The 13,234-nt window shown below is 71.4% G+C and carries 9 protein-coding genes; 8 read left to right on the top strand and 1 reads right to left on the bottom strand.

The window, feature by feature from the left end:
* Positions 1-80: 80 nt before the first annotated feature.
* Both NLX86_RS21635 and NLX86_RS21630 read left to right on the top strand, forming a co-directional pair.
* Positions 81-602 carry a helix-turn-helix domain-containing protein gene (locus NLX86_RS21635; protein ID WP_254373408.1) on the top strand — a complete coding sequence of 174 codons (522 nt, stop codon included), beginning with the start codon at positions 81-83 and terminating at the stop codon, positions 600-602.
* A 121-nt stretch (positions 603-723) separates the two neighbouring features.
* Positions 724-3,744, top strand: a complete 3,021-nt coding sequence (locus NLX86_RS21630; protein ID WP_254373407.1) for a BTAD domain-containing putative transcriptional regulator — start codon at positions 724-726, stop codon at positions 3,742-3,744.
* A 26-nt stretch (positions 3,745-3,770) separates the two neighbouring features.
* Here the strand turns inward: NLX86_RS21630 and NLX86_RS21625 are convergent, their stop codons facing one another.
* Positions 3,771-3,968 carry a hypothetical protein gene (locus tag NLX86_RS21625; protein WP_254373406.1) on the bottom strand — a complete coding sequence of 66 codons (198 nt, stop codon included), beginning with the start codon at positions 3,966-3,968 and terminating at the stop codon, positions 3,771-3,773.
* Positions 3,969-4,166: 198 nt separating this feature from the next.
* Between NLX86_RS21625 and NLX86_RS21620 the strand changes: the two genes are divergently transcribed.
* The 6 genes from NLX86_RS21620 (at position 4,167) to NLX86_RS21595 (ending at position 13,228) form a co-directional block, all read left to right on the top strand.
* The gene (locus NLX86_RS21620; RefSeq protein ID WP_254373405.1) at positions 4,167-6,065 is read left to right on the top strand and encodes a BTAD domain-containing putative transcriptional regulator; all 1,899 of its coding nucleotides are present in this window, start codon (positions 4,167-4,169) and stop codon (positions 6,063-6,065) included.
* Positions 6,066-6,155: 90 nt separating this feature from the next.
* Positions 6,156-9,467, top strand: a complete 3,312-nt coding sequence (locus NLX86_RS21615; RefSeq protein ID WP_254373404.1) for an amino acid adenylation domain-containing protein — start codon at positions 6,156-6,158, stop codon at positions 9,465-9,467.
* Positions 9,464-10,864 (top strand): serine hydroxymethyltransferase, encoded by a 1,401-nt coding sequence (gene glyA, locus NLX86_RS21610; RefSeq protein ID WP_254373403.1) that lies wholly within the window; start codon positions 9,464-9,466, stop codon positions 10,862-10,864. Before NLX86_RS21615 ends, glyA begins: the two co-directional genes overlap by 4 nt.
* Positions 10,861-11,559 (top strand): DUF2461 domain-containing protein, encoded by a 699-nt coding sequence (locus NLX86_RS21605; RefSeq protein ID WP_254373402.1) that lies wholly within the window; start codon positions 10,861-10,863, stop codon positions 11,557-11,559. Before glyA ends, NLX86_RS21605 begins: the two co-directional genes overlap by 4 nt.
* Positions 11,556-12,650: a low specificity L-threonine aldolase gene (locus NLX86_RS21600; protein ID WP_254373401.1), complete on the top strand. Its 1,095-nt coding sequence runs from the start codon at positions 11,556-11,558 to the stop codon at positions 12,648-12,650. The genes NLX86_RS21605 and NLX86_RS21600 overlap by 4 nt, the downstream gene beginning before the upstream one ends.
* Positions 12,647-13,228, top strand: coding sequence for a GNAT family N-acetyltransferase (locus NLX86_RS21595; protein ID WP_254373400.1), 582 nt, complete (start codon positions 12,647-12,649; stop codon positions 13,226-13,228). The genes NLX86_RS21600 and NLX86_RS21595 overlap by 4 nt, the downstream gene beginning before the upstream one ends.
* Positions 13,229-13,234: the final 6 nt, after the last annotated feature.

Genomic DNA, 13,234 nt, shown 5'->3' with positions numbered 1-13,234 from the left:
GGGAGCATGCAGAATCCTACGATCAACCGCTTGGCCTCGAACGCCGGTCTGGCTGCCAAGTCCTGACGGAGGGGGCTGCGGTGCGTAACGCGAAGTCCGACGAAGACGGCCGTGCCGGCCTGCGTGATGTCGAGGCGTTCAGCCGCGCCGCCGTGGCCGTCTTCCGGCTGAACGGCAGGTTCACCGCCGTACTCGACCAGTTGACGCTTCCTTCCGGACTGAGCGCCGCACGGTGGCAGATACTCGGCGTGGTGGTGGCCGAGCCGATGTCCGTCTCGGGCATCGGCCGAAGCCTGGGGGTCACCCGGCAGAGTGTGCAGCGCATCGCGGATCTGCTGGTGGAGCAGGGCCTCGCGGTCTACCGGGAGAATCCGGCCCACCGGCGGGCCAAGCTGCTGACGGCCACCGGCGACGGAGTGGCCGCGATGCGCGGGATCGACGCCGGCCACGCCGGTCTGGCCCAGCATCTGTGCGAGGAACTCGGCGGAGAACCGGAGTTCCGCAGGGCCGTCGAGTTGCTGCGGGAGCTGTCCCTCGCACTGCGCTCCATCGCCTCCGAGGCGGACGTTCCCCCCGCGCGTTCATCGTCCGGACCGGCTTGAATTAGCCCCTCCGCACTGGGGTGTTATGCCCTCATCAAGTTAACTTCTTTGCGGTACCGTTACCGCCCTCACGCAGGTGGTCCTTGGGCCGGGGGGTCTTTTGAATCAGTTCGTCTTCAGAATGCTGGGTCCATTGCTGGTCCAGACCTGCGAGGGACCGCTGCGCATCCACGGCCGGCGCCAGTCCACGGTTCTCGCGATGCTGTTGCTCTCCGCGGACCGGACTGTGTCCGTCGACACCCTCGTGGACGCTGTTTGGCCGGAATCCCCTCCCGCGACCGCCCGCAACCAGATCGCGATCTGTGTCGCCACGCTGCGCAAGACCTTCAAGCAGGCCGGGGTGACCGACCTGCTGCTCACCTCTCCCCCGGGCTATGCGCTCGCCAGGGGTGAACACCGCATCGACGTACTGGAGTTCATGGAAGAGGCCGAGCGGGGCCGGGACGCCGCGCGGCACGGCCGGGCCGAGGATGCCTGCGCCCTGCTGGAGGAGGCGCTGAACCAATGGCGGGGGTCGGCGCTCGACGAACTGGCCGGTGAGCGGATCGAGGCGGAGGCCACCCGCCTGGAGCAGATGCGGCTCGACCTGATCGAGGAACGGGCCGGGCTGATGCTGGAGCTGGGCCGGCACCGCGCGCTGACCGGGGAGCTCACCGAGCTGGTCCAGCAGCATCCGCTGCGCGAGCAGTCGCGTGAACATCTGATGCTGGCGCTGTACCGCTCGGGGCAGCGGGCCGAGGCCCTGGACGTCTTCCGGCAGGGCCGGCGCTTGCTCATCGAGGAGCTCGGCATCGAGCCGGGCCCCGCCCTCCAGCAGCTGCACGACCTCATCCTCCAGGACTCGCCCGAGCTGACCCGTCCCCCCGCCGCCGGACCGATCCGACCCGTCGCGCCGCAGACCGTTCCGGCACAACTGCCCGCCGATGTCATGGGATTCACCGGCCGTCAGCGGGAACTGGCCTCGCTGGACCGGATGCTGAGAGAGCCCTACAGCCTCCACGCACCGGCCGTGGCGACCATCGTCGGAGTGGGCGGTGTGGGGAAGACCGCCCTGGCCGTGCACTGGGCGAGTCAGGCCGCGGACCGGTTCCCGGACGGTCAGCTCTTCGCCGACCTCCGCGGATACGACGAGGAGCACGCGCCGGTCTCCCCGGCCGCGGTACTCGACCGCTTTCTGCGCGCCCTCGGGATGCCCGCTCCGCAGATCCCGGCGGAGCCGGACGAGCGGGCGGCTCTGTTCCGCAGCCTCCTCAGCACTCGCAGGACCCTGATCGTCTTGGACAACGTGCGTTCCTTCACCCAGCTGAGACCGCTCCTTCCGGGCGGCGGCCGCAGCGTGGTGCTGGCCACCAGCCGGGAGGCGCTCGACGATCTGACCGGTGACTACACGACGCTGCGGATCAGGCTGCGGGTCCTCGGACCGACCGAGGCGACCACCCTGCTGACGAAGATCGCCGGAGCCGACCGGTTCGGCAGCGATCCGGTGGCCGTGGAACAGCTGAGCGCGCTCTGCGACTGCCTTCCGCTCGCCCTTCGGATCGCCGGCGCCCGGCTGGCCGCCAAGCCCAATCTGAGCGTACGGAGTCTGGTGGAGCGCCTGCGGGACCAGCGACGGCGGCTGGACGAACTGAGTCCGAGCGAAGGCGGAGTACGCGCGGGCTTCCGGCTCACGTACCGTGACCTTCCCCCGGAGACGGCCCGGATGTACCGCCGGCTCGGGCTGCTGCGCACCGCCGACTTCGCGGCCTGGGCCGGGGCGGCGGTCCTCGACACCGACGTGTGGCACGCGGAGGAGCTGATCGATCAGCTCGTCGACGCGCAGCTGCTCGAGGTCGCCGACACCGAGCCGGGCCGGGCGGCCCGCTATCGCTTCCAGGATCTGCTGCGGCTGTTCGCGCGGGAGCGTGCGGAGGCCGACGAACCCGAGGAGGAGTGCGACGCGGCGCTCGAGCGCACCTTCGCCGCCTGGCTGTGGCTCGCCGAGGAGGCGCACCGGCGGATGGACGGGCGCGACTTTCCCGTCGGCCGCGCACCCGCGCCCGCTCCGCACTTCCTGCCGGACCAGGCCGACGAACTGCTGACCGCGCCGCTGGACTGGTTCGAGTCCGAGCGCGCGACCATCACGGATGTCGTCGCGCATGCGGCGGAGACGGGCAGGGCCCGGTACGCGTGGGCGCTGACCGAGAGCGCCGTACCGCACTTCGAGACCAAGAACTATCTGGAGGACTGGCAGCGCTGCGCCGAAGCGGCCCTGTCGTCGGCGCGGCGCACCGGCGACCGGCCGGGCGAGGCGATCATGCTGCGGCTGCTGGGGTCGCTCGCCATCTACCAGAGGCGGTACGAGCAGGCCGAGGGCTGGAACATCGCCGCGCTGCGGCTGTTCCGGGAGACGGGGGACGTACCCGGCGCGGCGCTGGCGCAGCGCAATCTGGCCATGTGCGCCCGGTTTCAGGGGGACTGGCACCGGGCGCTGGAGTGCTGCCGGGCCGCACTGGACGGCTTCCACGAGTGCGGTGACACCGGGAACGAGGCCCATCTGCTCGGTTTCCTCGCCCAGATCGAGCTGGACCGGGGCCAGGTGGAAAGGGCTCTGCCCCTCGCCGTCGAGGCGGTGGCACTGAGCCGCCGTACCGGATCCGTACGCGCCGAGGCACAGGGCATCTACCGGCTGGCCGAGGCCCGGCTGCGGGCCGGCGAGCTGGATGAGGCGGCGGAATCGTTCCGGGAGGTGCTCCAGCTCACCCGCAAGGAGGGCGACCGGGTCGGCGAGGCCCACGCGCTGCGCGGGCTGGGCCAGACACAGTGGAGCCAGGGCCTGCTGTCAGCGGCGGGGGGCACGCTGCAGCAGGCCCTGGAGATCACGGAGGAACTGGCCGACCGCTTCCTGAAGGCCCGCGTGGAGACCGACCTCGGTTGCGTGGAGGCGATCGGCGGCCGCAGCGCGGCGGCGGCGGAGCGATTCGGGCGTGCCCATGCCGCGTTCGGCGAGGTGGGGGCTCAGCCCTGGCGGACGCGGGCGGCGCGGCTGCTCGCCGCGGTGCGGGGCGACGGCAGCGAGTGCGGGAGTGACGCGGGCGAGATGCCGCAACGTTCCTTCACCGCGGAGGAGCTGACACTACTGCTGGCGGACCAGCCCAGCTGACTTCTTGTCGTACGGGTGGTGCCGGGTCAGCCCCACGGCATGTCTCCCTGCTGGCCGCCCGACGGCGGGCCCGCCGGCTTGACGATGCCCCACGGCATGTCGTCCGCGCTCGTGACCGTCGTCGAGTATCCGGAGGTTCCCAGTCCGCCGGCCGCTCCCACGAACAGACCTGCCAGCACGAACAGGCAGGCAGTCGCTCTCTTCGCCGTACGAGTGCTGCGCATCTGGAATCCCCTCTTCGGTGGACCGTCATTGCCGCTGGTGCGGTACGAACGGAACAGTAGGGATGCCTCCTTTTGATTCCTTGTCCCTCCGATTTCATGCGCCGGGAGCCCCGTGAAATCGTCACGATATCGAGAGAACAACGGCCTCCTCTAGCGTCGTTCGGAGATTCTTCCTATGAATCACGAACGGGGCTGCACATGGAATTCCGAGTGCTCGGTCCAGTCGAGGTACGCCAGGACGGGCGCAGGGCCCCGCTCTCCGGGGCGAAGCTGCACACCGTGCTCGCGGCCCTCCTGCTGGCCCGCGAAGAGGTCGTCTCCGACGAACGGCTCAGCCGCCTGCTGTGGGGCTGGACACCGCCGGCCACCGTCAGCGCCCAGCTCTACACCTATGTTTCCAGGCTACGGAAATTCCTCGGCGAAGAAGTCCTCATCGACCGCAGGCCACCCGGATATGCCATGGCCATAGGCGATTCCACGCTGGACCTGATCGAATTCGAGCAGCTCGACCGCGACGGCCACGAAGCCCTGCTCGAAGGCGACTTCGAAAGGGCGGGAGATCTTCTGCGCGACGCCCTGGGGCGGTGGAACGGGTTCCCGTTCGCCAACACGACGGAGTACCTCACCGATGCCGAGGCGCCCCGCCTCAACGAGGCCCGGGCGGTGACCCTGGAGCACCGGATCGCCGCGGATCTCGCGCTCGGCCGGCATGAGCAGATCACCGTCGAGCTCACCGGCCTGGTCGCCGAGTTTCCGCTGCGCGAGCGCATCAGGTGCCAGCTGATGACCGCCCTGTGCCGCTCCGGGCGGCAGGCCGACGCCATTCATCTCTACCATTACGGCCGCGAGGTGCTCGCCGACGAACTGGGCGTGGATCCCGGCGAGGAACTGCAGGCCACCTATCAGGCGCTGCTCGACGGCAGCCTCAACCGGCAGCCGGAGACCAGGACCGTCGTACGGCCCGCCGGACGGCCGGCAGCGGAGTCCGGCCGGCACGCGGCCGTGCCCGCGATGCTGCCCCCGGACACCGTCGACTTCACCGGCCGGGAGCGCGAGCTGGACCTGCTGTGCCGGGCTCTCACCCCGGTCGCCGGTGCCTCCGACCGGCCCCGCCGTGTCCTGGTCACCGGTATGGCGGGGCTCGGCAAGACCGCCCTGGCCGTACACGCGGCGCACCGCTGCCAGCGGCACTTCCCCGACGGGCAGCTGTACGCCGATCTGCGGGACCCCGACGGCGCGCCGCAGCACCCCCGCCGGGTGCTGCGTCATCTGCTGCGCGCACTCGGCCGGCCCGCCCGTGGGACCACCGCCGAGGACCTGGACGAGTTGGTCCGCCTCTACCGCGAACGGACCGGCGGCAGGCGGCTGTTGATCCTGCTGGACAACGCGGCCGGCGCCGCTCAGCTCGGCCCGCTGCTGCCCAACACCCCTGAACCGGCGGTCCTGATCACCGGTCGTACCGCACTGCCCACGGTGGCCGGCGCGCACACGGTCGCCCTGGAACCGCTCGGCTCCCGGGCCTCGCTGGAACTGCTCGCCGCGGCCGCCGGACCCGACCGGGTGACGGCGGCCCCCGGCGCGGCGTCCGCGATCGTGGAGCACTGCGCCGGGCTGCCACTGGCCCTGCGGATCGTCGGCACCCGGATCGCCGCCCGGCCGCACTACGCGCCGGACCGGCTCGCCCGGCGGCTGGCGGATCCTGCCACCCGGCTGAGCGAGCTGCACTCGGGCGACCTCGATGTGCACTCCGCACTGCTGCCGTCCTGGCGAGCCCTGGAACACCAGACGCGGGAGGCGTTTCCCGCGCTGGCGGGGCTCGGGCCCGCACCGTTCCCGGCGGTGAAGGCGGCCGTACTGCTGAGCGTCGCCGAGGCGGACGCCGAGCGGCTGCTGGAAGCGCTCGCCGACGCGGCACTGCTGGAGGTCAGCGGCGCCGACGAGTGGGGCCGGCCCTGCTACCTGTTCCATCCGCTGGTGCGGCTGTTCGCCCTCTCCCTGCCCGGCTCCCTGCCCGGCTCCCTGCCCGCAGGGCACGAGAGCCCCGGCGCGGACGCCGGCCCCCCGGAACGTAACCGCCGGCTAACCAGCCGCCCCTAGCCTCGCCCTGCCCGGCAGCGCGATGTCCCGGCCCGTAGTCCCGGCCCGTAGTCCGGCCCTGTTTCCTTGACCGCGAGTGGAGTTGGATCCATGACCGACCTCTTGCACACCCGCGCAAGCCAAGCCGCGTCCTTCCCGATGACCGAGACGCAGCAGGCACTGATGATCGGGCGTGGCGAAGCCGTCGAGCTGGGCAGTATCGGCTGCTACGGCTACTTCGAGTGGGAGCGCGCCGACCTCGATCCGGAGCGGTTCAAGGCGGCCTGGCGCCGGGTGGTCGACCGCCACGACATGCTCCGCGCGGTCGGCAGCCCGGACGGCACCCAGCATGTGCCGGCCGATCCGCCCCCGTACGACATACCGGTCCTGGACCTGCGCGGTCTACCCGAGGAGGACGCGGAGAAGCAACTCACCGAGCTGCGCGCCGAGATGAGCCATGTGGTCTTCCCGGTGGGCAGCTGGCCGCTGTTCGACCTGCGGATCATCCGGCTGCCCGGCGAGGGGAACCCCGTCCGGGTCCATCTCGGTATCGACCTCCAGGTGCTGGACGCCTCCAGCGCCTTCCAGGTGCTCTTCCCCGATCTGCTCGATCTGTACGAGAACCCGGACGCCGAACTCCCGGAGCCCGGCATCACCTTCGCGGAGTACGCGCACTGGCGCGCCGACGCCCTGCCGTACACCGAGGCCTTCCGTGCCGCCCGCGACTACTGGCTGGAGCGCGTGCCCACCCTGCCGCCCGCCCCGTCCCTGCCGACGGCCGGCGGACCGCGCGACGGTGAGGTCCGCTTCGACCGGCGTGAGCACCGGCTGTCCGCCGCCGACTGGCAGCGGTTCGCCTTGCGGGCGCACGAGGCGGGCCTGAGGCCCTCGGTGCTGCTCACCGCCGCATTCGCCGAGGTCATCCGGTGCTGGGCCGAGGAGACCGACTTCACCCTCAACTACCCGGTGTTCCAGCGCCCTTCGGTGCACGAAGGCATCGGCGGGGTGCTCGGAGACTTCACCAATGCCGTCCTGCTCGTCGCCGACAGCTCCGGCGAGACCTTCCTGGACCGGGCACACGCTCTGCGAGACCAGCTCGGCCGTGACATGGAGCACGGCGCGTTCAACGGCGTACGGGTGCTGCGCGAGCTGACCCGGCTGAACGGCGTGGGCGCTCAGGCCGGCATGCCCGTGGTCGTCACCAGCCTGCTCGACTATCCGGCCCGCCGCCCGGTGACCGACCTCGGCCGGGAGGTCTACTCGATCTCGCAGACGCCGCAGGTCTCCCTCGACGTCCAGCTCCGCGAGCTGGACGGCGAGTTGCGGGTCATCTGGGACTTTGTCGACGGCGCGTTCGCGCCCGGTTTCATCGACGCCGCCTTCGGGGTGTACGTGAGCCTCCTGCAGCGGCTCACCGACGACCCGGACAGCCTGCGCACCAAGCGCTTCGACCTGATCCCGCCGGCCGAGCGCGCGCTGCGCCGCCAGGTCAACGACACGGCCGGCCAGATCCCGTACACCACCCTGCACGAACTCCTCGCCGAGCAGGCCGCGCGGACCCCCGACGCCGAGGCCGTGGTCGACACGAAGCGCCGGCTGACGTACGCCGAACTGGCCGCGTACTCCTGGCGGATCGGTCGTATCCTGCGCGCGCACGGCGCGGCCCCCGGCGAGCTTGTCGCCGTCGTCATGGAGAAGGGCTGGGAGCAGTACGCCGCGGTGTACGGCATCCTCGCCTCCGGCGCCGCCTATCTGCCGCTGGACCCGTCCGTACCGCCCGAGCGGCTGCGCCGGCTGCTCGCCGAGGCCGGTGTCGACAAGATCCTCACCCAGTCGGGACTGGACGCCCGGATCAGCTGGCCGCCGGCCGCCCGCCGCTACCGGGTGGACCGGGACTTCGAGGTCGGCAACGCCACCCGACCCGACACCGCCCAGACCCCCGCGGACCTCGCCTACACCATCTTCACCTCCGGCTCGACCGGCGAGCCGAAGGGGGTGATGGTCGACCACATCGGTGTGGTCAACCTGGTCCGCGATGTCGCCGAGCGGTTCGGGGTCGACGGGGCGGACCGGCTGCTGGCCATCTCCGGGCTGCACTTCGACGCCTCGGTCTACGACGTCTTCGGCGTGCTGACGCAGGGCGGCACCGTGGTGGTCCCGCCGCCGTTCGAGCATGCGGAGCCGGACGTCTGGGCGGATCTGGTGGCCGCCGAGCAGGTCACCCTGTGGAACTCCGTACCGGTGCTGATGGAACTGCTGGTCGGCGAGGCCGAGGTACGGGAGCGGCGCGGCGGTGGCCGGCCGCTTCAGTCGCTGCGGCTGTCCGTCCTCTCCGGTGACTGGATTCCGCTGACGCTGCCCGACCGGCTGCGCGCGCAGAGCCCCCGCATCCAGGTGGTGGGCTCGGGCGGGCCGACGGAGACGATCTGCTGGTCGCTGTTCCAGCCGATCGGGGAGGTGGACCCGTCCTGGATGAGCATCCCGTACGGCAAGCCGATCACCAACCAGCACTACTACATCGTCGACGGTAGGGCGTACGAGCGCCCGCTCGGCGTCGTGGGCGAGATGGCCGTGGCCAGCGATGTGGGGCTGGCGCTCGGCTACTGGAACGACGAGGAGCGCACCCGTAGCCGGTTCGTCAACCTCCCCGAGACCGGTGAACGGGCCTACCTGACCGGCGACCTGGGCCGCTATCTGCCGGACGGCAGCATCGAGATCCTGGGCCGGGACGACTTCCAGGTGAAGGTCCAGGGCCACCGCATCGAGCTGGGCGAGATCGAGGCGGCCCTGCGCCAGGACGAGCGAGTGGCGGCGGCCGTGGTGGTGGCCCCGGCCAGCGCGCACGGCGTCCGCCGGCTGCACGCCTTCGTGGTGACCGGGGAGGAAGGGGCGGCCGATCCGATCCTGGCCCGCCTCGCCGAGCAGCTCCCCTCCTCCATGGTCCCGTCCGCAGTCACCGTGCTGGCGGAGCTGCCGCTCACCCGTAACGGCAAGGTCGACCGGTTGCTGCTGGCCGCCACCGCCGGGCGTCAGCACTCCGCCGAGGACGCCGCTCCCCGGGACGGCGGCGAGGAGCCGGGCAGTGCCCTGGAGCTCGTGCTGTGCGCTGCTGTGGCCGACGTCCTGGGCCTGGACCGGGTGGCTCCCGGCGACAACTTCTTCAAGCTGGGCGGCGATTCGCTCAGCGGCACCCGGCTGGCCGGTCTCCTGCAGGAGCTGCTGGGTGTGCCCGTACCTGTCAAGACCGTGTTCCAGAACCCCCTGGTCGGCGAACTGGCCGGGAAGATCGCCGCGGACGAGCAGCACGGCGACGGCGCCGTCGCGGCGGCCGAGGCGCTCAGCGAGATGGAGACGGACGACGGCGGCGAGCACCTCACGCACGCCACGGACACCACGGACACGTCCGAGAGGGGACAGTCATGAGTCTCACCCTGCCCGCGCCCGTCAGCGATCCGTCCGACGACGGCGATCTGCTCGTCGCAGGGCCTGCGGCGGCCGGACCCGATCTGGTCACGTTCGCCGGTCACGCCGCGGCCCGGCTCCGGGACGCCGACGCGTCGCTGTACGCCCTGCTGACGCGGGAGTCCGCGCGCCAGAACGACACCCTGATGATGGTCGCGGCCTCCAGCGTCGCCGACCCCTCCGTACTCGCCTGCGGGGGCAGCGCGCTCGGAAACCTCACCGCCGAGGGCTACCCCGGCGGCCGCTACCACGCCGGCTGCGGGGTGGCCGACGAGATCGAGCAGCTCGCGATCGACCGGGCCCGTGCGGCCTTCGGCGCCCAGGACGCGATCGTGCAGCCGCACTCCGGGTCCTCGGCGAACCTCGCCGTCATCACCGCGCTGCTCAGCCCGGGCGACACCCTGCTCGGTCTGGACCTCGACTGCGGCGGCCATCTCACCCACGGCTCGCCCGCCTCGGTGACCGGCCGCTACTACCGGGCCAAGGGCTACCGGGTCACGCCGGAAGGGCTCCTCGACTACGACCAGATCCGTACGATGGCCCTCGCCCACCGGCCCAAGCTGATCGTGTGCGGCGCGAGCGCCTATCCGCGGAGCATCGATTTCGCCCGCTTCCGGGAGATCGCGGACGAGGCCAACGCCTATCTGCTCGCGGACATCTCGCACATCGCCGGGCTCGTCGCGGCCGGGCTGCACCCCAGTCCGATCGACCACGCCCATGTCACCACCACCAGCACGTACAAGCAGCTGTACGGTCCGCGCGGCGGACTGATCCTGCTGGGCCGCGACGCCCGTAAGGCCGGCCCCGAGCGAGGCACCCTGGCCGCGACCCTGCGCCGCGCCGTGTTCCCCTTCACCCAGGGCACCCCCGACCTGGCGTCGGTCGCGGCCAAGGCTCGGGCGCTGGCCTTCGTGGCCAGCCCCGACTTCGCCGAGCTCGCCAAGCGACTGGCGGACGGCGCGCAGACCATCGCCGAGCGCATGTCCGAACGGGGGATGCGCCTGGTCACCGGTGGCACCGACACCCACATGGTGCTGCTCGACCTGCGCGGGACCGGACTGACCGGGGACATCGCCGAACAGGCCCTGGAATCCTGCGGGATCGTGGTCAACCGCAACCGCGTACCCGGCGACACCACGCCCGTCCGAGTGACGGGCGGGCTGCGGCTGGGCAGCAACACGCTGGCCGCTCGCGGCATGGACCGGGCCGCCACCGCCGAGTGCGCCGACCTGGTCGGGGACGTCCTCGACGCGCTGCGCGCCGCCGGCGGTGCGCTGCCCGACGCGGTACGGGACCGGGTCCGCACCCGGGTTTCGCAGTTGTGCGCCCGCCATCCCCTGCCAGGCTATCTGTCATGACCTTCAGCGGCTTCCCGCCCTCGGCGCTGCTCCTGTACGCGGACCTCGCGGCCGACAACACCAAGGAGGCATGGCGGCTGCGCCACCGCGAGGTGTACGAGCGCGACGTACGCGGGCCGATGGACGAGCTGGCCGCCGAACTGAGCGACGTCTTCCGCGAGTTCGCCGGTCCGGACGGGGTGCGGGTGCTCGGCCCCGTCCGGGACACCCGGATGTCCCACGACAAATCCCCGTACAAGACCTACCAGGGCGCCTATCTGGATCTGCAGCCCTGTCTTGGCTTCTGGCTGCATCTGGACCAGCAGGGGCTGTACATCTCCGGGCGCTACTACCCGTACGCCGGCGACCAGGTCGCCCGCTACCGCGCCGCCGTCGAGGACGAGGACGGCGGCGCGGAACTGGTTGCGATCACCGAGCGGTTGGCGGGCCAGGGCTTCACGATCGGCGGAGACCGGCTCAAGTCCCGGCCACGTGGCGTCCCGGCGGACCATCCGCGGCTGGACCTGCTGCGACACCGCAAGATTGACGCCGGACGGCGCTACGGGCCGGGACCCGACGTCCATACGGCCCGCGCGGGCGAGCTGGTCCGGGAGACCTGGCGGCTGGTCCTGCCACTGCTGGACTGGGTGGCCGCCCGAAAGCTCACTCCGGAGCCACGCGAGCCTCGTAATCAGGGAGTTGACGAACCGTCATGAGCCTCGAAACCGTCGATCTGCGCAGCGACACGGTGACCCGGCCGACTCCGGGAATGCGCGCGGCGATGGCGTCGGCGGAGGTCGGCGACGACCTGTTCGGCGAGGACCCGACGGTGCGGGCGCTGGAGGAGCGGCTGGCCGGTATGTTCGGCTTCTCCGGCGCGCTGTTCGTACCGTCCGGGGTGATGGCCAACCAGATCGGCCTGCGGCTGCTGGCCGGGCCGGGCGAGGAGTTGGTCTGCGACGCCGAGGCACACATCCTGGCGCACGAGGAGGCGTCGCCCGCGCGGTACGGGGGGATTCAGACGCGTACCGTGTCGGCCGGGCGCGGCCTGGTCACCGCGGAGGCGCTCGCCGAGGTTCTGCGGCCCGGGAACGCCTACACCGTCGGCACCCGTGCGGTGGAGGTCGAGCAGACCCACACCCGTGCCGGCGGTACGGTCCACCCGCTGGAAACGCTGCGCGCGGTGCGCAGGCTGACCGCGGAGATGGGTGTCACGGTCCATATGGACGGCGCCAGGATCTGGAACGCGCTGGCCGCGACCGGGACGCCGGCGGAGCAGTACGGAGCGCCGGTCGCCGACTCGCTCTCCGTATGCCTCTCGAAGGGCCTGGGGGCGCCGGTCGGCTCGGTGCTGCTGCTGGCCGCCGAACGCCTGCCGTACGCCAGGAAGTTGAGGCACGGACTGGGCGGCGGTATGCGGCAGTCCGGGATCCTGGCGGCCGCCGGCCTGTACGCCCTGGACCACCACAGGGAACGGATCACCGAGGATCACGACAACGCCGCCCTGCTGGCGGCGGGGCTGCGGGACGCGGGGTACTCGGTACGTCCGGCCGAGACCAACATCGTGCTCGTCGAGACGCCCCGCGCCGAGGACGTCGTGGCCAGGGCGGCCCGGCAGGAGGTGCTGGTGACCGCGCCAGGTCCGGGAGTGGTCCGGCTGGTCACCCATCTGGATGTAGGACGAAATACGTGTCAACGTGCCGTGGAGGTCCTGCTGGCGGCTATGAGTGAAGCCGGCCCCGGGACACAGCACACCGCACGCACGGGGCACATGGAGAAAGCGGAAGAGAGCGAAGAGGCAGCATGAGTTTAGAAGTGCGACCCGCCACGGCGGAGCGCTGGGACGATCTCCAGGCCGTTCTTCAGCCGAAGAAGAGTGCCCACACGTGCTGGTGCATGGCCTGGCGGCTGTCCACCGGTGACTACGGGCGGATGACCGCCGACGAGCGCGGCAAGCACATGCGCTCCCTCGTCGAGTCGGCGGATCCGCCGCCCGGAGTGCTGGGCTATGTGGACGGGGAGGTGGCCGGCTGGTGCAATGTGGCGCCGCGCAAGCAGCTCGACCGGCTCGCCGCCTCGAAGACGATCACGCCGGTGGACGAACTCCCGGTGTGGTCGGTGACCTGTTTTGTCGTACGCAAGGACTTCCGCGGCCAGGGCGTCGCGTCGGGCCTGCTGGAGGGTGCCGTCGAGCACGCCCGCGCGCACGGCGCGCCGGCGGTCGAGGGGTATCCCGTCGATCCGGAGGGCGGCCGGGTGAACGCGACGCTCGCGTATGTCGGGACGATGGAGATGTTCGAACGGGCCGGCTTCCGCCGGGTGAAGAAGACGGAGGCGAAGAGCGACAAACGCCACCGCTGGGTGATGCGGCGCGACTTGGCCTGACCGCGG

Origin of the sequence: Streptomyces sp. A3M-1-3, assembly GCF_024213665.1 — a bacterium.
GTDB lineage: Bacteria > Actinomycetota > Actinomycetes > Streptomycetales > Streptomycetaceae > Streptomyces.
Note: the sequence above shows the minus strand (reverse complement) of the source record. Positions and strands in the feature narration are given on the sequence as shown.